The sequence below is a fragment of the Rhizobium sp. PP-F2F-G48 genome (genome assembly GCF_004342335.1).
GTDB lineage: Bacteria > Pseudomonadota > Alphaproteobacteria > Rhizobiales > Rhizobiaceae > Ferranicluibacter.
Genome location: NZ_SLVH01000001.1, coordinates 423,074 through 446,047 on the forward strand (window position 1 = coordinate 423,074; position 22,974 = coordinate 446,047).

The window sequence follows — 22,974 nt, forward strand, 5'->3', positions numbered from 1 at the left end:
GCGCAGCGATCCGTCACCCGCGCCTGCGCGTCATCCACCGCGCATTCGGAGCGACCGGCGTTTCGGGCGCCCGGAATCAGAACGGCTCCCGATGCAGGATCGGGAGCCGCATCCATGGGACTTGCCATCAACCCCAGTTGATGGCGAGAATCTCATAGGCCTTGGAGCCGCCGGGGGCGACGACTTCGATCGAATCGCCAACTTCCTTGCCGATCAGCGCGCGCGCAATCGGTGAGGAAATGGAGATGCGGCCCTGCTTCACATCGGCTTCCTGGTCGCCGACGATCTGGTACGTCTTGTTCTCTTCGGTGTCCTCGTCGATCAGCTTGACGGTGGCGCCGAACTTGATCTTGGAGCCGGACATCTTGGAGAGGTCGATGACCTCGGCGCGCGCCACATAGTCCTCGACCTCGCCGATACGGCCTTCGTTGTGGCTCTGCGCTTCCTTGGCTGCGTGGTATTCGGCATTTTCCGAAAGGTCGCCATGGGCGCGCGCTTCGGCAATCGCCTCGATGATCCGCGGCCGCTCTTCCTGCTGGCGCCAGCGCAGCTCTTCCTGCAGCTTGGCAAAACCGCTCTGCGTCATCGGTACTTTTTCGACCATTTCCAACGTCCTTCATGGTGCGCGCCGGGCCTGCGCAGGCAGGCCCGAAGCAAAATAAAACGGCATCCGGAGCGTCAACTCCGGAACCGTTCAAAACATCAAGGCATCAACTATAGCAGAAAGGGCCTGTGGGAAGCCAGATCTTTCGAAGAATGTGCAAGGTGCGACGGGCACCGGCGGCGTCTTCAGGAACCAACCGGGCCCGGCGACCGTTGGTTCCGATAATATGGAGCATGCCGATGAACCCCGCATTTCCCGAGCAATCCCCCGAGCAGATCGACGGACGCCTCAACGCCTATCGTCGCCTCCTGATCGGCCTCATGACCTATGTCGCAGGCGATCCCGATGGACGCGACATGCTGCAAGCCATCGCGCGCGACACTGAGGTTGTCGCCGACCACGAGGAGGATCCCGGGGTGATGCCGGACGAGGGCTTCGCCGGCCAGAATCACACCGACGAGGAAATCCGCTCCCTCATCGCCACGGCTTTGACCCGCGCCGAAGCGCTCGCCGCGGCCCGATCGACAGCGCCCTGAACTTCAGAGCTGAACTTCAGAGAGGAGAGCCTTCATCATGAATCCGATCGAAAAACGACCGCTTCGTCTCTATCGCCTCGTTCCTTCGGCAGGGCCGGGCGATCCCGGCTGGGGCAACGCGCCGAGCCAGGGCGAGATCGTCGTTCGTGCCGAATCGCCCGCCGATGCCCGCATCGTGGCTGCCTAGGCCGAACTCGATTTCACCGAGATCGACGCCAAGCCGGCAGAGGGCACGGATACGCGCATGGCCAGCGCTTTCCGAAACGAGAAGCTTTACACGGTGATCGAGGAACCGTTGGATTCTGCGATTGACAACGAAGGGGAACGTGGGGTCGTGCAAGGGACGGTTTCGGTTGGAACGATCCGGCCGACGCAGATCTGATACCCATCGGGCCTAGAGACAGACCCGTATACATTTCATTAGAAATATTAAATACTCCCTCTGGTTTATTTTGATTGGGGGAGTATTGCAATGACCGACACCTACGTGATCTGCGCCCGGAAGCGCAATGGGGACGTCTTCACCAGCGAGCCGGGGCCTGTTCGATTCCTGAAGGTGCCTTCCACCGTCAAGACGTTCTATGACAGCTCGCATGTCGTTGCGAACCCGAAGATCTGGGCCGGGGAGGTGCAGGCGCTTGCGGATGGAGACGAAAATCCCAATTCGATCGCGCCGACGGGTGACGTCCTGGTGTTCATTCATGGTTATAACAACAGCATGGAAGACATCCTTGGCCGGACCCGGCAGCTGAGCAAGGATCTGCGCGCGGAGGGCTGGCGCGGCCAGGTCGTGGCTTTCGATTGGCCGAGCGCCAATCAGACGCTCAATTATCTCGAAGACCGATGGGATGGATCGCAGGTTGCTATCTCACTCGTCAGCAAGGCCATTCGTCTGCTCAGCGAGGGCCAGAAGGCGGATTGCCGGACGAACGTTCATCTGCTCGCCCATTCCGCAGGGGCCTATGTGGCGATGGAGGCTTTTCTTCAGGCGGAGAAGGACGGTCCTTTGCGAAACACGCCGTGGCGCATCGGACAGGTGGCCTTCATCTCGGGAGATGTCTCGATGAACAGCCTGTCGGTCAAGAGCGACTGGAGCGGCCCGATGTTCGCGCGGATCATGCGGCTCACCAATTATTACAATCCGTTCGATGCGGCGCTTGCCGTTTCCACCGCCAAACGGCTGGGCGTCTCGCCGCGGGCCGGACGGCGCGGGCTGCCGGAGGATGCGCCGGACAAGGCGGTTGCGGTCAACTGCGGACCTTACTTCAAGGGATTGCAGCCGGATGCGAGCTTCGCCCATGTCTCCTGGACCCACTCCTGGTACATCGGCAACCGTGTGTTCGCGCGCGATCTCGCGATGACGCTGGAGGGGGCGATCGACCGGGACTTCATTCCCACACGCGAGCGGATCGGCGGAGAGCTGTGCCTTGCCGATCACCCGCGCCCGGTTTTCCAGAGCCAGTGGGACATCAAGTCGACCGCGCAGATGACCGAGCGGCATATCCGGTAATCGAGGCTCCAAGACCAAGGAAGGTCAGAGAGCCGCCACGGTCGGCGACCCTCAGAACGGCGCCTCCCGTCTGGAAGCGCCGTTCCGTTCGTGCGCGTCAGAAGTAGCTCTGCAGCGGGCGGACTTCGAGGTTGCCGGCTTTCAGCGCCTTGATCGCGGCGGCGGCGGCTTCTGCACCGGACATCGTCGTGTAGTAGGGAACCTTCTGCATCAGCGTGGCGCGGCGGAGCGACTTCGAGTCCGAGATCGCCTTGTTGCTGTCGGTCGTGTTGATGACGAGCTGGACCTGTCGGTTGCGGATGGCGTCCTCGATATGCGGGCGACCTTCCTGGACCTTGTTGATCTTGGTCGTGGTGATGCCGTTGGCTTCCAGGAAGCGGGCCGTGCCGCCGGTTGCCAGCACCTTGAAGCCGATATCGGTCAGGATACGGATGGCCGGGAGCACACCGTCCTTGTCGCCATCGCGCACGGAGACGAAGACCGTGCCTTCGCGCGGCAGATCGACGCCGGCGCCAAGCTGGGCCTTGGCGAAGGCGAGCGCGAAATCGGTGTCGAGGCCGATGACCTCACCCGTCGAGCGCATTTCCGGGCCGAGCAGGATGTCGACGCCCGGGAAGCGGGCAAAGGGGAACACGGCTTCCTTGACGGCGATATGCTTCAGCGCGCGCGGATCGGGCTTGCCGCCATAGGCTGCAAAGCACTGGTCGAGCGTTTCGCCGGCCATGACGCGTGCGGCGATCTTGGCGATCGGCGCGCCGATGGTTTTTGCGACGAAGGGCACCGTGCGCGAGGCGCGCGGATTGACCTCGAGCACGTAGACCGTGCCGTCCTTGATCGCGAACTGAACGTTCATCAGGCCGCCGACCTTCAGCGCCTTGGCCATGGCTTTCGCCTGACGCTCCAGCTCGTCGAGCATGTCGTTGGAGAGCGTGCGCGGCGGCAGGGAGCAGGCGCTGTCGCCCGAATGGATGCCGGCTTCCTCGATATGCTCCATGATGCCGGCGACGTAGACGTCGTTGCCGTCGGAGATGCAGTCGACGTCCACTTCGATGGCGTTCGCCAGGTAGCTGTCGAAGAGCAGCGGGTTCTTGCCGAGCAGCGTGTTGATCTGTCCGGTCTTGTCGTTCGGGTAGCGCTGCTTGATGTCTTCCGGCACGAGTTCGGGAACCGTGTCGAGCAGATAGGTCTGCAGCATGCTTTCCGAGTGGATGATCTGCATGGCGCGGCCGCCGAGCACGTAGGACGGACGCACGACCAGCGGGAAGCCGATCTCGGATGCCACAAGGCGGGCCTGCTCCACCGAATAGGCGATGCCGTTGTTCGGCTGGTTGAGGTCGAGCTTCATCAGGAGCTTCTGGAAGCGGTCGCGGTCCTCGGCAAGGTCGATCATGTCGGGCGCGGTGCCGAGGATCGGAATGCCGTTTTTCTCCAGTGCTTCAGCCAGCTTCAGCGGAGTCTGGCCGCCGAACTGCACGATGACGCCGACGAGCTCGCCCTTTTCCTGCTCCATCTTGAGAATCTCGATCACGTCCTCGGCCGTCAGCGGCTCGAAATAGAGCCGGTCGGACGTGTCGTAGTCGGTGGAGACCGTTTCCGGGTTGCAGTTGATCATGATGGCTTCGAAGCCGGCATCCTTCAGGGCAAAGGCGGCGTGGCAGCAGCAATAGTCGAATTCGATGCCCTGGCCGATGCGGTTCGGTCCGCCGCCGAGGATGACGACCTTCTTGCGGTCGGATATTCCGGCTTCGCTGCGCGTCTGGCCGACGAAGGGCGTCTCGTAGGTCGAGTACATATAGGCGGTCGGCGAAGCGAACTCGGCCGCGCAGGTGTCGATGCGCTTGTAGACCGGGCGCACGTCGAGCGCGTTGCGCTTCTCGGCGACTTCTTTCGGGCGCTTGCCCGAGAGCGTTGCGAGACGCGCGTCGGAGAAGCCCATGGCCTTCAGCATGCGCAGGTTTCCGGCATCGTCCGGCAGGCCGTGCTCGCGAATGCGGGCTTCCATGTCCACGATGGCCTTGAGCTGGGCGATGAACCAGGGGTCGATCTTGGAGCCGTCATGCACGTCGGCTTCCGACATGCCGAGGCGCAGCGCCTGGGCAACCATGCGCAGGCGGTCGGGCGTGGGCGTGCCGATGGCGGCGCGGATGGCGTTGCGTCCGTCGCTGCCGTCGTCGAGGCCGGGGATCTCGATCTCGTCGAGGCCGGTCAGTCCGGTTTCCATGCCGCGCAGGGCCTTCTGCAGCGATTCGGCAAACGTCCGGCCGATCGCCATGACCTCGCCGACCGACTTCATGGCCGTCGTCAGGACAGGCGAGGCGCCCGGGAATTTCTCGAAGGCAAAGCGCGGGATCTTGGTGACGACATAGTCGATCGAGGGTTCGAACGAGGCAGGGGTCGCGCCGCCCGTGATGTCGTTCTCCAGCTCGTCCAGCGTATAGCCGACCGCAAGCTTGGCGGCGATCTTGGCGATCGGGAAGCCGGTGGCCTTGGAGGCGAGCGCCGAGGAGCGGGAGACGCGGGGGTTCATCTCGATGACCACCAGGCGACCGTCCTTGGGGTTCACGGCGAACTGCACGTTCGAGCCGCCGGTCTCCACGCCGATCTCGCGCAGCACCGCGATCGAGGCGTTGCGCATGATCTGGTATTCCTTGTCGGTCAAGGTCAGCGCGGGTGCGACGGTGATCGAGTCGCCGGTGTGCACGCCCATCGGGTCGATGTTCTCGATCGAGCAGATGATGATGCAGTTGTCCGCCGTGTCGCGGACGACCTCCATCTCGTATTCCTTCCAGCCGAGCACCGATTCCTCGATCAGCACTTCGGTGGTGGGCGAGGCGTCGAGGCCCGAGGAAACGATCTCGAAGAATTCCGAGCGGTTATAGGCGATGCCGCCGCCGGTGCCGCCGAGCGTGAAGGAGGGGCGGATGATGGTGGGAAGGCCGATCTGGTCGATGGCCTGTGCGGCCAGTGCCATGGCATGGCTCATATAGCGCTGCTTGCGGTCTGTCTCGCCGAGGTTCCACTCGTTCTCCAGCGTGTCGAGGGCGCTGTCCAGATCGGAGCCCGACAGCGTCTCCCGGAGCTTGCTGCGCTCCGCCTCGTGCGTCTTGCGGTCGGCCTCCTTGATGTCGGTGGCGTTGGCCAGCATCGACCTCGGGGTTTCCAGGCCGATGCGGGCCATGGCTTCGCGGAACAGAGCGCGGTCCTCGGCCATGTCGATGGCCGCAGGCTTTGCGCCGATCATCTCGACATTGTAGCGGTCGAGCACGCCCATGCGCTTCAGGGAGAGCGCGGTGTTGAGTGCGGTCTGCCCGCCCATGGTCGGCAGCAGCGCGTCCGGGCGTTCCTTGGCGATGATCTTCGCCACGACTTCCGGCGTGATCGGCTCGACATAGGTCGCGTCCGCCAGGCCCGGATCGGTCATGATGGTCGCCGGGTTGGAGTTGACCAGGATGACCCGGAACCCTTCTTCCTTCAGGGCCTTGCAAGCCTGTGTTCCCGAATAGTCGAACTCGCATGCCTGGCCGATGACGATCGGTCCAGCGCCGATGATGAGGATGGACTTGATGTCTTGGCGCTTGGGCATGATGTCGGTTCCGCTTTTCAGGCTGCGCGAAAAGCCGGCTCCGATGGCGGGTGTCCATCGGCCGGTCGTGCAGGCTCACGTCTTTAAGGCTAGAAGGGGCTTATAGGGAAATGGGCGCGGGTGCGAAACCCCGAAATCGCGATCACAACAGGAAAATCGACGCGGAAGCGCGCCCCGTGACGCCACTGCGAACTCGGCCGACGCCATGCCCGTTGCGGTCGCAGCGGCATGGCAGAGAGCGCCATCGCAGATGCTTTTCCGGCAGGTCGGCATCTCGACGCGCATTTCGCGAGGGAGGACGTAGGCTTTCCGGCGAAGCGCTCTATATCGCACTTACCAAAAACGCTTATCCAAGGGAGTGGACCGCCATGGAATGGAAGGGCCGTCGCCAGTCGAGCAACGTCGAAGATCAGAGCGGCTCCGGCCCCGTGCGGGGTGGTTTCGGTCGGGGTGGCGGTTTCCGCATCCCGATGGGCGGCGGACGCGGCGGCGGGTTGAGCATCGGCACCATCATCTTCCTCGTGGTCATCTACTTCATCTTCAAGGCCATCGGCATCGACCTTCTGCAGGTTCTCGACGGGGGTCAGACGGGGCAGTCCGGCTACGAGCAGAGCCAGGGCAGCACGCCGGGCACGGCCCAGCAGGAGGAGACCAAGGCCTTCATCAAGACCGTTCTCGCCGAGACCGAGGATACGTGGAACGGCATCTTCCAGGCGAACGGCCAGACCTATCGCGAGCCGACGCTGGTGTTCTTCACCGGCGGCGTACAGTCGGCCTGCGGTCAGGCATCGGCCGCCTCGGGACCGTTCTACTGCCCGGGCGACCAGAAGGTCTATCTCGACACCTCGTTCTTCGACGAGCTTTCCCAGCGTTTTCAGGCCTCGGGCGATTTCGCGCAAGCCTATGTGGTCGCGCATGAAGTCGGGCACCATGTCCAGAACCTGCTCGGGACGCTGCCGAAGGTCAACGAGCAGCGGCAGGGCATGGACGAGGCTTCGTCCAACGAGCTTTCCGTGCGGACCGAGCTCCAGGCCGATTGCTACGCCGGCATCTGGGGCAAGTACACGCAGCAGAAGGGTCTGCTCGAGCAGGGCGATCTCGAAGAGGCGTTGAACGCCGCGACCCAGATCGGCGACGACACGCTGCAGAAGCGGACCCAGGGTTATGTCGTGCCGGAAAGCTTCAACCACGGCACGTCGCAGCAGCGGGCGACCTGGTTCAAGCGCGGCTTCGACAGCGGGCAGCTGCAGGCTTGCGACACGTTCAACAATCCGGTCTGACGGATTTTTCTCGGGTAGCATGGCACGCGGACGAATCTTGTCGTCCGCGTGCCCGCTGTCTCCCGCATGTCATGAGCGGCCGCTAATCCAGGCGCATTCCAACGCACCAGGAGCGCTTTCATGGCACACGGTCCCAGCACGTCCTCGCCCGTCATCCGCGACGTCATCGCGGCGCGGGCGTCCCGCCGAAGCTTTCTCAAGGGCTTTTCGGCCGTGGGAACCCTGGCTGCCACCGGCTCCGGCTTCGTCGGCTCGCTTTTCGCGGACGAGAGTTTCGCGGCATCCGCTGCCTCGACCTTGAAATTCACCGAACTGAAGCGCGTCTACGACAAGGACATGGCGGTCGCGCCCGGCTACAAGGCCGATGTGGTGGCGCGCTGGGGCGATCCGATGACCGGCGCCACCGCCGCCTTCGACGGAACCGTGCCTTCCGCCGCAGAGCAAATGGCCCGCTTCGGCTATAATTGCGACTACATCGCCTATATGCCGCTGCCGAAAGGCTCCACCAGCGCGGATCATGGCCTTCTCTGCGTCAACAACGAGTATATCTCGCCGAACGTGATCTTTCCCGGGCTGACCGAGGACGATGCCGGGGCAAAGATGACGCGCGAACAGGTCGATTTCGGCATGGCCGCGATGGGCCACTCGATCGTCGAGGTGAAGATGGACAACGGTGCCTGGGCCATGGTCCAGGATAGCCCCTACAATCGCCGCCTGACGCTGGAGACGCCGATGGCACTATCGGGCCCGGTCGCCGGCCACGATCTGGTCAGGACGACGGCCGATCCGGACGGCCGCCTCGTGCACGGCACCAACTATAATTGCGGCGGCGGCGTCACCCCCTGGGGCACGGTGCTGACCTGCGAGGAAGGCGCCTCGGATACCTTTGGCGGCAAGCCCGAGGAATCGCCCATCGCGCCGGTGCTCGAGCGCTACGGGTTCGACGGCTCCGATGTCTACGGGCGCGCCCGTTTTCACGATCGTTTCGACATGACCAAGGAGCCGAACGAACCGAACCGCTTCGACTGGGTGGTCGAGATCGATCCCTATGATCCGGCCTCCACGCCGATCAAGCGCACGGCGCTCGGGCGCATGAGCCACGAAGCCTCGACGGTCGTGCACAACAAGGACGGGCGGATCGTCATCTATATGGGCGATGACGACTACTTCGAATACACCTATCGTTTCGTCACCAAGACGGCCTTCGATCCCGCAAAGCCGGAAACCTCGAAAGACATCCTCGACGACGGCATTCTGTCCGTTGCGCGGTTCGATGACGACGGTACGCTGCACTGGCTGCCGCTCGTTCACGGGCAGGGGCCGCTGACCGCCGAAAACGGCTTTGGGACGCAGGCGGACGTGCTTCTGAAGACGCGCCTTGCCGCCGACGCGCTCGGGGCGACGCCGATGGACCGGCCGGAAGACATGGAAACGAACCCGGTGACCGGCCGCGTCTACGCCGTGATGACCAAGAACAAGAAGCGCGCGCAGGACAAGCTGAACCCCGCGAACACGCGGCCGGAAAACCTGTGGGGCCATATCGTCGAGCTGATCCCGCCGGGGGGCCGGGGGCGCGATGCCGACCACACGGCCGAAGTCTACGCGTGGGACCTGTTCGTTCTCGCCGGCAATCCGGCCGATGCGGCCACCGGGTCGAGCTTCCATCCCGAAACCTCCGAGAATGGCTGGTTCGTCTGCCCCGACAATATCACCTTCGATCCCGCGGGCAGGCTCTGGGTTGCCACGGACGGCGCGAACGATTTCGGACTGCCGGACGGGATCTACGGTATCGACACCGAGGGTCCGGCGCGTGGTCTGCCGAAACTGCTCTTCACCTGTCCCGCCGGTGCCGAGGCGACCGGGCCCTGCTTCACCCCGGATGGCAAGACCCTGTTCGTTTCCGTGCAACACCCCGCCGAGGATGCCGAGACGCTGGACAAGGCGGAAACGCTGTGGCCCGACTTCAAGGGCAGCCTGCCCCGGCCGTCGGTGATCGCCATCCGCAAGGCGGACGACGGCGCCGTCGGCGCCTGAACCTTCTGTTGCCCGGCGACCCGGCGATCGCGGAGGTCCGGGTCACTTTCCCGACGCTTGCCGTCGACACGAGGCTGCCGACGCTCCAGGGAATGCTCCGAGGGGTGAAGGCGCGGCCTTGCGTCGCCTCGACAATGGTCGTTGCCTCGATGCCTCCTTGGTTCTACAGCAACGGCGAGCCTGACGCATTCGCCGTGCGGGTCGCCGGCAAAAAGCGATGCACGGGTCAACGGGCACGCAGCACGAGCCTCGCGTCAGGCGGCGCGGGGTGGGGGAAGGGGAGTTTGCGATGATCGATCCGGTGGCGGCGCGGCGAGGGCTTCTCCTCGTCTTCATGATCCTCTTTCTCGACATCATCGGCATCGCGATCATCATGCCCGTTCTTCCGGCCTTTCTGGCGGAACTGACGGGCGATTCGATCAGCGATACGGCGATCGACGGCGGGTGGCTTCTGCTCGTCTATTCCGGCATGCAGTTTCTGTTTGCGCCGCTGATCGGCAATCTCTCCGACAGGTTCGGGCGCCGGCCGGTGCTGCTGGCATCGGTGCTGACCTTTGCGATCGACAACCTCATCTGCGCGCTGGCAACCAGCTTCGGCATGCTGTTCGTCGGGCGCATTCTCGCCGGCATTTCCGGCGCCAGTTTTTCCACGGCCTCCGCCTTCATCGCCGACGTGTCCGATGACAGCAATCGTGCCAAGAATTTCGGCCTGATCGGCATCGCTTTCGGCACCGGCTTTGCGCTCGGCCCTGTGATCGGCGGCGCGCTGGGCGAGTTCGGGCCGCGCGTGCCGTTCTATGGTGCAGCGCTGCTTTCGTTCATCAATTTCATCATCGCGTTTTTCCTGCTGCCGGAAACGCTGGAGCGCAAGCATCGCCGGCGTTTCGAATGGCGTCGCGCCAATCCGCTCGGCGCGCTTCGCCAGATGCGGAGCTATCCCGGTATCGGCTGGGTGCTGCTGGTGTTCTTCCTCTACTGGCAGGCCCATGCGGTCTATCCCTCCGTCTGGTCCTTCGTCGCGACCTATCGCTATGGCTGGAGCGAGGGACAGATCGGCCTATCGCTCGGCGTCTTCGGGATCTGCAGCGCGATCGTCATGGCATTCGTCCTGCCGCGCGTCATTCCCGTGCTCGGCGAGTGGCGCTCCGGTGCGCTGGGGCTGATCTTCTGCTGTGCCGGCCTGATCGGCTATGCCTTCGCGTTTCAGGGCTGGATGGTCTATGCCGTGATCGCTGCCACCTGCCTCGAGGCACTGGCCGATCCGCCGCTCCGCTCGATTGCGGCGGCGAAGGTTCCGCCGTCGGCGCAGGGTGAGCTGCAGGGTGCGCTTTCCAGCATCTCCTCCTTCACGACGATCCTCGGGCCGCTGATGTTCGCGCACATCTTCAGCAGCTTTACCGCGCCGGGCGCATCCATACGCTTTGCCGGCGCGCCCTACATCCTCTCCGCCGTCCTGATCTCCGGCGCCGTCTTTCTCTACGTCACGCGGCTGAAATCGGACGGTGTCTCGCGGCAGACATGACCTGAAAGGGTCTAAACCGCCTTAATAACGATCAATCTCCGTGATGTTTCGATGAAATTCGCAGCATGGCACGCCGATGTCTGGAGGTTTTCCACCATTCGGGCTATGAGCGAGGCGTCGCGCGAGCCCATTCCGGCCGCGACGGACCAGAGGCTTTTCGATCATGCTGACGTCAACGCACCCCGCTGCGGGCGATATCCGTTGGGACAATTCCTGGACAGCGCATTTTCGCGGAAGCGTCATTCTCGGCGTGCCCTTCGTTGCCGCGCAGATCGCGCAGCTCGCCATCAACACCACGGATGTGGTGATGGTCGGCAGATTGGGCGCGACCGAGCTTGCCTCGATCATCATCGCGACGCAGATGTTCTTCACCATCTTCGTTTTCGGCTCCGGCTTTTCCAATGCCGTCGTTCCCATGGTGGCCCAGGCCGTCGGGCGTGGTGACGTCGTTTCCACGCGGCGTTCGGTGCGCATGGGCATGTGGGCCGTGCTGATCTATGGCGTCCTGACGGCGCCGTTCCTGTGGATGGCCGAGCCGATTCTGCTGTTTGCCGGGCAGCAGCCGGAGGTGGCAGAGAAGGCGGCGGGCTATCTGCACGTGGCGCAATGGGCGATCTTCCCGAGCCTCGTCTTCATGGTCCTGCGCGCTTTCCTCAGCGGTCTGGAGCGGGCAGGGATCATTCTCTACATCACCTTGATCACGCTCGTGCTCAATGCGGGCCTCTGCTACCTTTTGATCTACGGCCATTTCGGTTTTCCAGCGCTCGGCATGGTCGGGGCGGCCTGGGCCGCTCTGACCGTCGCAGTTCTCGGCCTCGTGCTCGCCATCGTCTATATCCAGCGGCATGAGGAGCTGCGACGCTTCGAACTGTTCGTGCGCTTCTGGAACCCCGACTGGCATGCGCTGAAGGAGGTCGTGCTGCTCGGACTGCCGATCGCCCTGACGATCCTTGCCGAAGTCAGCCTCTTCACCGTCGCCTCGCTGCTCATGGGCACGATCGGCACGGTGGAACTGGCCGCGCACGGCATCGCCCTGCAATTTGCCTCCATCGCCTTTATGATCCCGCTCGGGCTCGCCCAGGCTGCGACCGTGCGCGTCGGTCTCGCCTACGGCCGCGGCGACATGGAGGGCGTGCGGCGTGCGGGCATCGCCGCCCTTGCGCTCGGCACCCTCTGTGCCGCGATCGGCTCCACGCTGTTTGCGGTCATTCCCTACGCTCTTGCGGCGCTCTACCTCGACACCAGCCGGGCGGATGCCGCCATGGTGCTCGCCTATGCCGGCCCGCTGATCGTGATCGCCGGCGCCTTCCAGCTCGTCGATGGTCTGCAGGCGATCGCGGCGGGCATGCTGCGCGGGCTGAAGGACACGACCGTGCCGATGCTGCTCGCGCTCGTCTCCTATTGGCCGATCGGCTTCTTCTCGGCTTGGCTCTTCGCATTTCCGCTGGGGCTTGGCGGGCAGGGTGTGTGGTACGGGTTCTCGCTCGGCCTTCTGGCTGCAGCCTGCCTGCTGAACGCACGGTTCTTCCGGATCGTTCGCAAGCTCAAGTGAGCATGAGGTTCGTTGCGCAAGACCGTGCAGCGGTTTTGCGATGGCGGCATGCGCAGATGACAACATGTGCAGATGACGACATGCGCGAGACGAGAACCGGAAGCGCAAAGCGCCAAACTGAGAGACCGCCACGGGCTTCAAGGGCTTGGCCGGCGCCCTTCGCGCCGGTGTGAATGCTGCCCCGGCCAGCTACGCCCCGCCATGCGTGACGGGTCTGCGTGGGGCCTGGGCATCAAGCATCCATGTTCGGAGCAGAGGGCCTGTCGCCCTCAGGCGCGTTCCGCCAGTGCTTCCTCGCCCTTCTTCTCGCGCAGCAGATTGACGAAGCGGCGGAAAAGATAGTGGCTATCCTGCGGGCCGGGCGAGGCTTCCGGATGGTGCTGGACGGAGAAAACCGGCTTGCCGGAAAGACGCAGCCCGCAATTGGTGCCGTCGAACAGCGAAACATGGGTCTCTTCGACGCCGGCCGGCAGAGAAGCGGAGTCCACCGCGAAACCGTGGTTCATGGAGACGATCTCGACCTTGCCGGTCGTATGGTCCTTCACCGGATGGTTTGCACCATGATGGCCCTGATGCATCTTCTCGGTCTTGCCGCCGAGCGCCAGGCCCAGCATCTGATGGCCGAGGCAGATGCCGAACACCGGAATGTCGGTCTCGATCAGCTCGCGGATGACGGGTACGGCATATTCGCCGGTTGCCGCCGGGTCTCCCGGACCGTTGGACAGGAAGACGCCATCCGGATCGAGCGCCAGGACGTCGTCCTTGCTCGCCGTCGCCGGCACGACCGTGACCTTGCAGTCGAGGCCGGTGAAGAGGCGCAGGATGTTCCGCTTGACGCCATAGTCGATGCAGACGACGTGATACTTCGCCGCATCGGCGGACAGCGTGCCGGTGCCCTCGTTCCAGACCCAGGGTTTTTCGTTCCAGATGGAGGATTGGCCGGATGTCGCCACCTTCGCGAGATCGAGGCCCTCGAGGCCGCTCCAGTCCTTCGCCATCGCCTTCAGCGCGTCGAGATCGAACTGCCCGTTGGCATCATGGGCGATGACCGCGTTCGGTGCGCCGTTTTCGCGGATCCAGGCGGTCAGGGCACGCGTGTCGACGCCGCACATGCCGATGATCCCGCGCGCCTTCAGCCAGACGTCGAGATGGCGCGCGGCGCGGTAGTTGGAGGGGTCGGTGATATCGGCTTTAAAGATGACGCCGACCGCGCCGTGGCGGGCCGCCGGCGTCAGGTCCTCGATGTCTTCATCGTTCGCGCCGACATTGCCGATATGGGGAAAGGTAAAGGTGACGATCTGGCCGAGATAGGACGGATCGGTCAGGATTTCCTGATAGCCGGTGAGCGCCGTGTTGAAGCAGACTTCGGCCGGAACGGCGCCCGTGGCCCCGATGCCCTTGCCTTCGATCACGGTGCCGTCCGCCAGGACGAGCATCGCGGTTGCGGTTTCGGTGGTCCATGGAGCGGTCATCGGCATCATCCCCTTTAGGCGAGGCAGCGAGAGAACGGGCCACCGGTTCGCCAAGCTTCTCAGCACCCGGTGCCGCCCGGCGCAGACGCGCGCGGGTCGCAATTCAGGTCTCTCTTGGTGCAGGTCCTCGACATAAGCGCGTGGTCGCGCGGGGTCAACCGTCGCGGCGGGAAATCCGCTGAATAATGCCGGCCTCGCCCATCGTCGCGCGCAAGCGGCCCGGCCACGCCCCATTTTTTCGGGAAGCCCATTTGACGACGAACCCGTTTGTTGCCGCCCGGCCGATGGTCTATGAGAGCCGCCAAGGCCACAGAGCCATGACACACGACGACAGAGCCACGAGACACAAGGGAGATACGCATGCTGCGCGAAACGATCAACGATGCCTTGAAGACGGCCATGAAGGCCAAGGACGCCCGGCGGGTTTCGACGCTGCGGCTGGTGCAGGCGGCGCTGAAGGACCGCGACATTGCCAATCGCGGCGTCGGCAAGCCGGAGACGACCGATGACGAACTGCTGCAGATCCTTGCGAAGATGGTCAAGCAGCGCGAAGAATCGGCCAAGGTCTATGACGATGCCGGGCGGCCGGAGCTTGCAACGCACGAGCGCGAGGAAATCGCCATCATCGGCGATTTCCAGCCCGAACAGTTCTCCGAGGCGCAGGTGAAGGAGGTCGTGGCCACGGCGATTGCCGAGGCGGAGGCGACGGGTCCGAAGGACATGGGCAAGGTGATGGCGATCCTGAAGGAGCGGCATGCCGGCCAGATGGATTTCGCCAAGGCATCGGGCGTGCTGAAGGGCCTTCTCTCGGGCGCCTGAGATCTGCCGGCGGTCGCGTCTGCGGCAAGCTTCAGCGTGGCTGCTGCGTGTCGGGCTTCCGCGGCGCGAAGGATTGCCTGTGGATAGCGGTGAGGGATGTTGCGCGCTGTAGCGATACGGCGCGCAAGCGCCTATATCGAGGCCATGCGCTTTTCCCCGACCTTTCTCGAAGAAATCAAGGATCGTGTTCCGATTTCGGACGTGATCGGCAAGCGCGTGACGTGGGACCGGAAGAAGACCAATGCGTCCAAGGGCGACTATTGGGCCTGCTGCCCCTTCCATGGGGAGAAATCGCCGAGTTTCCATTGCGAAGACCGCAAGGGGCGCTACCACTGCTTCGGGTGCGGGGTATCGGGCGACCATTTTCGGTTTCTGAACGAACTCGACGGGATGAGTTTTCCCGAAGCCGTGCAACAGATCGCCGATCTCGCCGGTGTCGCCATGCCGCAGCCGGACGTGGAGGCGGAGAAGCGCGACAGGCAGCGCTCGACGCTGCAGGACGTCATGGAAATGGCGACGCAGTTCTTTCAGGATCAGCTGCAGACCGCGAATGGCGCGCGTGCCCGGGCCTATCTGCGCGACCGCGGACTGACCGGGCGCACGATCGAGACCTTCCGGCTCGGCTATGCAGCGGAGAGCCGCAACGCCTTGAAGGAACATCTCGCCAATAAGGGGATCCCGCGCGAGCAGATCGAGGCCTGCGGTCTCGTGGTGCATGGTCCCGACATTGCGGTCTCCTACGACCGCTTTCGCGACAGGATCATGTTTCCCATCCTGTCGTCGCGCGAGAAGGTGATCGCGTTCGGCGGACGGGCCATGTCGAAGGATGCGCAGGCGAAATACCTGAATTCCAACGAGACCGAGCTCTTTCACAAGGGCAATGTGCTCTATAATTTCGCGCGCGCGCGCCGGACGCTCGGGGGCGCCGACGGCAACGAGACGATCATTGCGGTCGAAGGCTACATGGACGTGATCGCCCTCTATCAGGCGGGGATCGAGAACGCCGTGGCGCCGCTCGGCACCGCGCTGACGGAGAACCAGCTGGAGCTTCTCTGGAAGCTGACGCCGGAGCCGATCCTCTGTTTCGATGGCGACGGTGCCGGCATTCGGGCCGCCAACCGGGCGGTCGATCTCGCGCTGCCGCATCTCAAACCCGGCCGTTCCGTTCGCTTCGCGCTTTTGCCCGATGGCAAGGATCCCGACGATCTCGTGCGCGAGGAGGGACGGGCGCCGTTCGACCGCGTGCTTGCGGCAGCGCGCTCGCTTTCGGAAATGGTCTGGACGCGCGAAGTCCAGGCGGGCGGTTTCGAGACGCCGGAAAAGCGGGCGGAGCTGGAGGCGAAATTGAAGCAGATCGTCGCGGTGATTGGCGACGAAAGCGTTCGCCGGCACTACGGACAGGCCATGCGCGACCGGCTGAACACCTATCTGCGCGGGCCGCAGCGCTCCGGTTTTCAGGGGGGCGGCTACCAGGGTGGAAACTACGCGCGGGGCGGCGGGGCGGGCGGTTTCGCGTCCGGCGGCCAGAGAGGTGGCGGACAGGGCGGCGGCGGTGGCCGATCCGGTGGTCGCGGCGCTTTCGGCAAGGAGGCGGCGCCGATGCGCGGCCTTGCGGGCATCTCGGAGCGGCTGGCGCGGTCTTCGATCGTCTCGGGCGTCCAGTCGCTGCCGCCACTGAAGGAGAGCGTGCTGGCGCTGACCATCGTCAACCATCCCGAGGTGCTCTTTGCCGAATATGACGAGATTTCGGTCATCGACTACGAGAGCAAGGATCTGCAGCGCCTCTGGTCTCAGGTGCTCAATGCCGCTGCGGCAAAGGGGCCGCGCCTGACGCGCGAGATGCTGGTGGAGAACCTCGAGGCTGCCGGCTTTACGGGCCTCCTCGCCATGCTCGACCAGCAGGTCCGCTTCGCCCGTCTCTGGATCGCGACGCAGGCGGCCGATCCTGCCGATGCGCTGGAAGGATATCGGCAGGCGCTGGCGCTGCACAAACGCACGAAGGCGCTTCTCTGGCAACGGCGCGAGCTGGAGCGCGATCTGGCGCGCGCGACGGAAGATGGCGACGACGAACTGGCAAGCTTGGTCCTGCGCAATCTGGAAGAGGTGCAGAACGAAGTCGAACGCCTGGAGAATCAGGAGGCGATCATCGAGGGATTCGGCGTGCTGTCCGGTCGGGTCAAAGGGCCGGGCGCGAAATGACGTATGGACCGTCGAGGTCATTGCGCTCCTCCTCAAGTGGATCGCGATCTTTCACGTGTTGCTCTTTGCGTTTCCGGCCGTGTCCGTGACTCTGCAACACGCGACCACCCCTGTTCCGCACAGACAGCGGCATTTCCTGCATAAGAGAACCCTAATTCATATTTTGAACAAATCAAGAACAAATTCCTTTTCTTTTCCCGCTCTTTCTGTATTCTCGGAGCCACACCGGATGGCAGGCAGGTGCACGCTGCTGTGATCATCCTGGTGTTCGGCGGCCAGCGCCCTCGCGCCGGCTGGTGGAATCGTGCAGAATGGCGTTCATGACATCTTCTCAAGTGCCGTCTCTTCAGACCCGTAACGATCCGCCTTTCGACGCGTTGCCCGCCGCGCCTGCAGCCCACCGGCGAGGGGATGGGCAGACGACGTTTCGGGCATCCGGCAAGGCGCCGCTGGAGGTGCTGAAATCCGTCTACGGCTATTCCGTCTTCCGCGGGCAGCAAGGTGATGTGGTCGATCACGTGGTCTCCGGCGGGGATGCGGTGGTTCTGTTTCCGACGGGGGCGGGCAAGTCGCTCTGCTTCCAGGTGCCGGCGCTCTGCCGCTCGGGCCTCGGGATCGTGGTCTCGCCGCTGATCGCGCTGATGCGTGACCAGGTGGAGTCTCTGAAGGCGCTGGGCGTTCGCGCGGCGGCCCTGAATTCGTCGCTGTCGCGTGAGGATTTTCTCGACGTGCGCAGGTCGGTGCGCGACGGGACGCTCGATCTTCTCTATGTCACGCCGGAACGGATCGTGACGGACGGGTTCCGCGAGATGGTGGCGGGGGTCGAGATCGCGCTGTTTGCGATCGACGAGGCCCATTGCGTTTCGCAGTGGGGGCATGATTTCCGGCCGGAGTATCGTACGCTGGGGCAACTTGCGACGCTCTATCCGGGCGTGCCGCGCATGGCGCTGACGGCGACGGCCGATCCGCAGACGCGCGGGGATATCATCGAGCGGCTGGCTTTGTCGGACGCGCGAGTGTTCAGTTCCAGCTTCGACCGGCCGAACATCGCCTACGAGATTGTCGAGCGCGACCAGCCGCGCCAGCAATTGCTGCGCTTCCTGTCGCGGCACAAGGGGGCGAGCGGTATCGTCTATTGCCTGTCGCGTGCGAAAGTGGAGGACACCTCGGAGTGGCTGAACGGGCAGGGAATCCGTTCGCTTGCCTATCATGCCGGCATGGATCGTGCTGTCCGCGACGCAAACCAGGACGCGTTCCTGAAGGAGGAAAATCTCTGCCTGGTGGCCACGGTCGCCTTCGGCATGGGGATCGACAAGCCGGATGTGCGCTATGTCGCGCATCTCGATCTGCCGGGGTCCGTCGAGGCCTATTACCAGGAGACGGGCCGTGCGGGGCGCGACGGCCAGCCGTCGCAGGCCTGGATGGCCTATGGCATGGCCGACGTGATCCAGCGGCGCAAGATGATCGACGAGGGCGGGGCGGCCGACGACATCAAGCGTATCGAGCGCGGCAAGCTCGGATCGCTTCTCGGCATTTGCGAGACGGCCTCCTGCCGGCGGCAGGCGATCCTCGCGCATTTCGGCGAGCGGCACGCGGGCGGCTGCGGCAATTGCGATACCTGCCTCAATCCGGTCGAGACCTGGGATGGAACCGAGGCGGCGATCAAGGCGCTTGCGGCGGTCTATCGCACGGGCGAGCGTTTTGGCGCAGGCCACGTCATCGATGTGCTGACCGGCACGGTCAACGAGAAGACGACGCGTTTCGGTCATGCCGATATGCCGGTGTTCGGGGCGGGCAAGGAGATCGCGGCCAAGACCTGGCAGTCGATCCTGCGGCAGTTGCTGGCCGCCGGTTTCCTCAGTGTCGATCATTCGGCCTTCGGCGCGCTGAAGCTGGAGCCGACGGCGCGCGGGGTGTTCAAGAAAGAGACCGAGGTTCGGTTCCGCAAGGACCGCCCGACCTCCGCCAAGGCTGCCCGCAATGCCCGATCGCCGGCCGCGCGCGAGAAGGCGGCGCTGGATGGGTCGGATCTCGAACTTTTCGAGGCGCTGAGGGCGGAGCGCGCCAATATCGCGCGCGGCATGAACGTGCCGCCTTATGTCGTCTTCCCCGATACGACGCTGATCGCGCTTGCCAAAATGCGGCCGGACGATGCGGACGATCTGCTTGATGTGCCGGGGATCGGGCAAAGCAAGAAGGAGCGGTTCGGCGAGCCGTTTCTGGAGGTGATCCGGACGTTTCGGGGGTAGTGTCCACCCGACCCGGAGACAGTTGCGCGTTCAAAATGGCCGGATGACGGGATGCCGGCAGTGCGGACGTGCAGATGCGCGCATGATCATGTCGAGTTGCGACAACGGGCGGTCCGGCAATAATCTCGCTCTATCCGTGCACGATGCTTGTGATCTGAGACTTACGCTACACGGTTACTGAGGTGTCGAGCCGAGCCCGAAGCGCCGTGCTTCCGTCAAGCTTTCGTCTTGGCTCTGTCTTGCCCTTGTCTTGCGGGCGAAAAGACCTACATCTGCCTAGCAGATCGAGACGGCGGCAATGCCAAGCCTTAATTCCGGCGTTTTTCGCCTTATTGCGCTGTTTTCTGCCGGAAGAGCTTGACGTAGCCGAAGAATCTGGGAATCAACCGTCTTTGGCTTGGAAGGTTTATTGGATACGGCGGAAACGATCATCATGCAAGTGATGTTTGGAACGTGCTGCTGTCGCAGCCGACCGGGATGATCGCGGCAGTGCCGTGGTTAATCGGGAATTAATATCAGCCCGTTAGGTCAGGGGTAATGTTCGCGGTGTTGCGCCTTCGAGGCGCCCGGGCCACACGGCTCGTCACCGCTCCAACGTGGAATGCTGGTCCAAAGAAAGCGACGAAGAATGGCAACCAAAGTCAAAGAGAACGAAGAAGCCGAATCTGAACGCGACGGCGCAACGGACGGCCCGCTTCTCGATCTCTCGGACGACGCGGTCAAAAAGATGATCAAGGCCGCCAAGAAGCGCGGCTACGTCACGATGGACGAGTTGAACTCCGTGCTTCCGTCCGAAGAGGTGACCTCCGAGCAGATCGAGGACACGATGGCCATGTTGTCCGACATGGGCATCAATGTCGTCGAGGACGAAGAGGTCGACGAGAACGCCTCCGGCGGCGAGGAAGAGGCAAGCGACGACGAGCCCGACAGCGAGGGCGGCGAGATCGCCACTTCCAGCGGCACTGCGCTCGCCACGGCCAAGAAGAAAGAACCGACGGACCGGACCGACGATCCGGTACGGATGTATCTGCGCGAGATGGGCTCGGTCGAGCTGCTGTCGCGCGAGGGCGAAATCGCGATCGCCAAGCGTATCGAGGCCGGTCGCGAAACGATGATCGCGGGTCTCTGCGAGAGCCCGCTGACGTTCCAGGCGATCATCATCTGGCGCGACGAACTGAACGAAGGCCAGACGCTGCTGCGCGAGATCATCGATCTCGAAACGACCTATTCGGGTCCGGAAGCCAAGGCCGCGCCGCAGTTCCAGTCGCCCGAGAAGATCGAGGCGGACCGCAAGGCCGCCGAGGAAAAGGAAAAGACCCGCCGTTCGCGCACCAGCGAAGACGACATCACCAATGTCGGCGGTGAGGGCCTGCCGCCCGAGGAAGAGGAAGAGGACGACGACGAGTCGAACCTGTCTCTCGCCGCGATGGAAGCGGAACTGCGCCCGCAGGTCATGGAAACGCTCGACATCATTGCCGAGACCTACAAGAAGCTGCGCAAGCTGCAGGACCAGCAGGTCGAGCTGCGGATGCATGCGGCCTCGGGATCGCTGAGCTCGGCGCAGGAAAAGAAGTACAAGGAGCTCAAGGACGAGCTCATCACGGCCGTGAAGTCGCTGTCGCTCAATCAGAATCGCGTCGATAACCTGGTCGAGCAGCTTTACGACATCAACAAGCGGCTGGTGCAGAACGAAGGCAAGCTGCTGCGGCTCGCCGAAAGCTATGGCGTGAAGCGCGACTCGTTCCTGGAGCAGTATTCCGGCAGCGAACTCGTGACGAACTGGATGGAAACGGTCAGCAACCTGACGGCCCGCGGCTGGGCGCCTTTCGTGAAGAACGAAGAGCGCATGATCAGCACGATCCGTGGCGAGATCCACAATCTCGCAACGGAAACCGGCATCTCGATCTCGGAATTCCGCCGCATCGTTCACATGGTGCAGAAGGGCGAGCGCGAAGCCCGGATCGCCAAGAAGGAAATGGTGGAAGCCAACCTTCGCCTCGTGATCTCGATCGCCAAGAAGTACACCAACCGTGGTCTTCAGTTCCTGGACCTGATCCAGGAAGGCAATATCGGCCTGATGAAGGCGGTCGATAAGTTCGAGTATCGGCGCGGCTACAAGTTCTCCACCTATGCGACATGGTGGATCCGGCAGGCGATCACCCGCTCGATCGCCGACCAGGCGCGCACGATCCGTATTCCGGTGCACATGATCGAGACGATCAACAAGATCGTCCGCACATCGCGCCAGATGCTGCACGAGATCGGCCGCGAGCCCACCCCGGAAGAGCTGGCCGAAAAGCTGGCGATGCCGCTCGAAAAGGTCCGCAAGGTCCTGAAGATCGCCAAGGAGCCGATCTCGCTCGAAACCCCGGTGGGCGACGAGGAAGACAGCCATCTCGGCGATTTCATCGAGGACAAGAATGCGTTGCTGCCGATCGATGCAGCCATTCAGGCGAACCTGCGGGAAACGACGACGCGCGTGCTGGCCTCGCTGACGCCGCGCGAGGAGCGCGTGTTGCGCATGCGCTTCGGCATCGGCATGAACACCGACCACACGCTGGAAGAGGTCGGCCAGCAGTTCTCGGTCACGCGCGAACGTATTCGCCAGATCGAGGCGAAGGCGCTCCGTAAGCTCAAGCATCCGAGCCGGTCGCGCAAGCTGCGTTCGTTCCTCGACAGCTAGGCTGAGGCGTTCGACCGGCGTGCCGGTCACCACGACAGAGCAACGGCGTCCGCATCAGCGGGCGCCGTTTTTGTCTATCGGGTGGAGCGCAACGGGCAGGGTGCCTTCGACGTGTCGCGCCGGCATCCCGAGAAGCGCCGTTTGCTTGCGCCGGCTTGACGGCGGGGATCGGCCTGCATAAGCTCCGCATCATGAACATGATCTGCGCCATGACGACCTGCATCGTGACACCCCTTATGGGGTGCGCGGAGCGTTGTCGGGACTGATCTTTCTGTTCCGCCGTCCGTGCCGCCTTCCACAGGGTGGCCCGGAGACGGCTCGCCCTTGAACCATCAAGGAGCGACCCATGCCCTCTTTCTTTTCTCCCGAACGTCTTGCATCCGGTCGTCACCGGCCGGACGGCCTGACCCTCCGCGCAGCCGAGCAGCGCGACGTTGCCGGCATCACCGCCCTTGCCAACCTTCCGCTTTATCGCGCGGGCACGCAGAGGCTGCCGTTCCAGAGCGAGGAGGCCACGGCGCGGTGGCTTAGCGCAGGCGGCGCGGCGGCATCGCCGCCTGTGGTGGCGGAACTCGGCGGGCAGATCGTCGGCATCGGTGGTCTGCATCGCCAAACGGGACGACGCCAGCATGTCGCCGTCCTCGGGCTTGGCGTTCACGACGGTTTTCAGCGCCGGGGGATCGGCGCAGCACTTCTCAATGCGTTGCTGGATGCGGCCTTCAACTGGCTGCAGATCCGACGGGTGGAGCTGACGGTTTTTGCAGACAATGCCGGCGCCATTTCTCTCTACGAAGGCGTCGGGTTCGAGCGCGAGGGACTGTTGCGCGCCTATGCGTTCCGGGACGGCGCCTATGCTGACGTCCTTGCCATGGCCTTGCTGGCACCGGAGCTTTGCGAACCCACGGCCGGGATCGCGGACTGATCGTCATCG

Annotated in this window: 14 protein-coding genes and 1 pseudogene; 12 read left to right on the top strand and 3 right to left on the bottom strand. The window is 63.7% G+C overall.

From position 1 onward, the window contains the following. Positions 1 to 127: 127 nt before the first annotated feature. Entirely contained in the window at positions 128 to 604 is a 477-nt protein-coding gene (gene greA / locus C8J36_RS01995; protein WP_062592294.1) for a transcription elongation factor GreA, read from the bottom strand. 239 nt (positions 605 to 843) lie between these two features. Here greA and C8J36_RS02000 point away from each other — a divergent pair, with 239 nt between their 5' ends. The 3 genes and pseudogenes from C8J36_RS02000 to C8J36_RS02010 all read left to right on the top strand — a co-directional run bounded on the left by C8J36_RS02000 (position 844) and on the right by C8J36_RS02010 (position 2,650). Continuing rightward, a complete protein-coding gene (locus C8J36_RS02000) occupies positions 844 to 1,140 on the top strand; it encodes a hypothetical protein (protein WP_132532055.1) in 297 nt (98 codons plus the stop codon). Between the two features lie 37 nt (positions 1,141 to 1,177). After that, a pseudogene (locus C8J36_RS02005) lies at positions 1,178 to 1,522 on the top strand (hypothetical protein). Between the two features lie 90 nt (positions 1,523 to 1,612). Next, a complete protein-coding gene (locus tag C8J36_RS02010) occupies positions 1,613 to 2,650 on the top strand; it encodes an alpha/beta fold hydrolase (protein WP_132532058.1) in 1,038 nt (345 codons plus the stop codon). 97 nt (positions 2,651 to 2,747) lie between these two features. Here the strand turns inward: C8J36_RS02010 and carB are convergent, their stop codons facing one another. Then, positions 2,748 to 6,233 (bottom strand): carbamoyl-phosphate synthase large subunit, encoded by a 3,486-nt coding sequence (gene carB / locus C8J36_RS02015; protein ID WP_132532061.1) that lies wholly within the window; start codon positions 6,231 to 6,233, stop codon positions 2,748 to 2,750. A gap of 368 nt (positions 6,234 to 6,601) precedes the next feature. Here carB and C8J36_RS02020 point away from each other — a divergent pair, with 368 nt between their 5' ends. From C8J36_RS02020 to C8J36_RS02035, 4 genes are all read left to right on the top strand, one after another. After that, positions 6,602 to 7,513: a neutral zinc metallopeptidase gene (locus tag C8J36_RS02020; RefSeq protein ID WP_132532064.1), complete on the top strand. Its 912-nt coding sequence runs from the start codon at positions 6,602 to 6,604 to the stop codon at positions 7,511 to 7,513. A gap of 120 nt (positions 7,514 to 7,633) precedes the next feature. Beyond that, positions 7,634 to 9,547 (top strand): PhoX family phosphatase, encoded by a 1,914-nt coding sequence (locus C8J36_RS02025; protein ID WP_132532067.1) that lies wholly within the window; start codon positions 7,634 to 7,636, stop codon positions 9,545 to 9,547. A 289-nt stretch (positions 9,548 to 9,836) separates the two neighbouring features. Continuing rightward, on the top strand, positions 9,837 to 11,069 hold the full coding sequence (locus C8J36_RS02030; RefSeq protein WP_132532070.1) for a TCR/Tet family MFS transporter: 1,233 nt from the start codon (positions 9,837 to 9,839) through the stop codon (positions 11,067 to 11,069). A 163-nt stretch (positions 11,070 to 11,232) separates the two neighbouring features. Then, on the top strand, positions 11,233 to 12,621 hold the full coding sequence (locus C8J36_RS02035; RefSeq protein WP_132532073.1) for an MATE family efflux transporter: 1,389 nt from the start codon (positions 11,233 to 11,235) through the stop codon (positions 12,619 to 12,621). Between the two features lie 269 nt (positions 12,622 to 12,890). On the opposite strand, the gene carA is transcribed toward C8J36_RS02035, so the two are convergent. Then, on the bottom strand, positions 12,891 to 14,099 hold the full coding sequence (carA, locus tag C8J36_RS02040) for a glutamine-hydrolyzing carbamoyl-phosphate synthase small subunit (RefSeq protein ID WP_132532076.1): 1,209 nt from the start codon (positions 14,097 to 14,099) through the stop codon (positions 12,891 to 12,893). A 354-nt stretch (positions 14,100 to 14,453) separates the two neighbouring features. Between carA and C8J36_RS02045 the strand changes: the two genes are divergently transcribed. The 5 genes from C8J36_RS02045 to C8J36_RS02065 all read left to right on the top strand — a co-directional run bounded on the left by C8J36_RS02045 (position 14,454) and on the right by C8J36_RS02065 (position 22,965). Continuing rightward, positions 14,454 to 14,912 (top strand): GatB/YqeY domain-containing protein, encoded by a 459-nt coding sequence (locus C8J36_RS02045; RefSeq protein WP_132532079.1) that lies wholly within the window; start codon positions 14,454 to 14,456, stop codon positions 14,910 to 14,912. Between the two features lie 144 nt (positions 14,913 to 15,056). Then, positions 15,057 to 17,111: a DNA primase gene (gene dnaG, locus C8J36_RS02050; protein WP_132532987.1), complete on the top strand. Its 2,055-nt coding sequence runs from the start codon at positions 15,057 to 15,059 to the stop codon at positions 17,109 to 17,111. 320 nt (positions 17,112 to 17,431) lie between these two features. Then, positions 17,432 to 19,360, top strand: coding sequence for a DNA helicase RecQ (gene recQ, locus C8J36_RS02055; protein WP_132532082.1), 1,929 nt, complete (start codon positions 17,432 to 17,434; stop codon positions 19,358 to 19,360). A 628-nt stretch (positions 19,361 to 19,988) separates the two neighbouring features. After that, positions 19,989 to 22,043, top strand: coding sequence for an RNA polymerase sigma factor RpoD (rpoD, locus tag C8J36_RS02060; RefSeq protein ID WP_062592313.1), 2,055 nt, complete (start codon positions 19,989 to 19,991; stop codon positions 22,041 to 22,043). Positions 22,044 to 22,389: 346 nt separating this feature from the next. After that, positions 22,390 to 22,965 carry a GNAT family N-acetyltransferase gene (locus C8J36_RS02065; protein WP_132532085.1) on the top strand — a complete coding sequence of 192 codons (576 nt, stop codon included), beginning with the start codon at positions 22,390 to 22,392 and terminating at the stop codon, positions 22,963 to 22,965. The last annotated feature ends 9 nt before the right edge of the window (positions 22,966 to 22,974 follow it).

What these genes read in the sequence shown, in the direction of transcription:
- greA (WP_062592294.1), bottom strand. Translation starts at nt 604, where the DNA reads ATGGTCGAAAAAGTACCGATGACGCAGAGCGGTTTTGCCAAGCTGCAG.
- C8J36_RS02000 (WP_132532055.1), top strand. Translation starts at nt 844, where the DNA reads ATGAACCCCGCATTTCCCGAGCAATCCCCCGAGCAGATCGACGGACGC.
- C8J36_RS02010 (WP_132532058.1), top strand. Translation starts at nt 1,613, where the DNA reads ATGACCGACACCTACGTGATCTGCGCCCGGAAGCGCAATGGGGACGTC.
- carB (WP_132532061.1), bottom strand. Translation starts at nt 6,233, where the DNA reads ATGCCCAAGCGCCAAGACATCAAGTCCATCCTCATCATCGGCGCTGGA.
- C8J36_RS02020 (WP_132532064.1), top strand. Translation starts at nt 6,602, where the DNA reads ATGGAATGGAAGGGCCGTCGCCAGTCGAGCAACGTCGAAGATCAGAGC.
- C8J36_RS02025 (WP_132532067.1), top strand. Translation starts at nt 7,634, where the DNA reads ATGGCACACGGTCCCAGCACGTCCTCGCCCGTCATCCGCGACGTCATC.
- C8J36_RS02030 (WP_132532070.1), top strand. Translation starts at nt 9,837, where the DNA reads ATGATCGATCCGGTGGCGGCGCGGCGAGGGCTTCTCCTCGTCTTCATG.
- C8J36_RS02035 (WP_132532073.1), top strand. Translation starts at nt 11,233, where the DNA reads ATGCTGACGTCAACGCACCCCGCTGCGGGCGATATCCGTTGGGACAAT.
- carA (WP_132532076.1), bottom strand. Translation starts at nt 14,099, where the DNA reads ATGCCGATGACCGCTCCATGGACCACCGAAACCGCAACCGCGATGCTC.
- C8J36_RS02045 (WP_132532079.1), top strand. Translation starts at nt 14,454, where the DNA reads ATGCTGCGCGAAACGATCAACGATGCCTTGAAGACGGCCATGAAGGCC.
- dnaG (WP_132532987.1), top strand. Translation starts at nt 15,057, where the DNA reads ATGCGCTTTTCCCCGACCTTTCTCGAAGAAATCAAGGATCGTGTTCCG.
- recQ (WP_132532082.1), top strand. Translation starts at nt 17,432, where the DNA reads ATGACATCTTCTCAAGTGCCGTCTCTTCAGACCCGTAACGATCCGCCT.
- rpoD (WP_062592313.1), top strand. Translation starts at nt 19,989, where the DNA reads ATGGCAACCAAAGTCAAAGAGAACGAAGAAGCCGAATCTGAACGCGAC.
- C8J36_RS02065 (WP_132532085.1), top strand. Translation starts at nt 22,390, where the DNA reads ATGCCCTCTTTCTTTTCTCCCGAACGTCTTGCATCCGGTCGTCACCGG.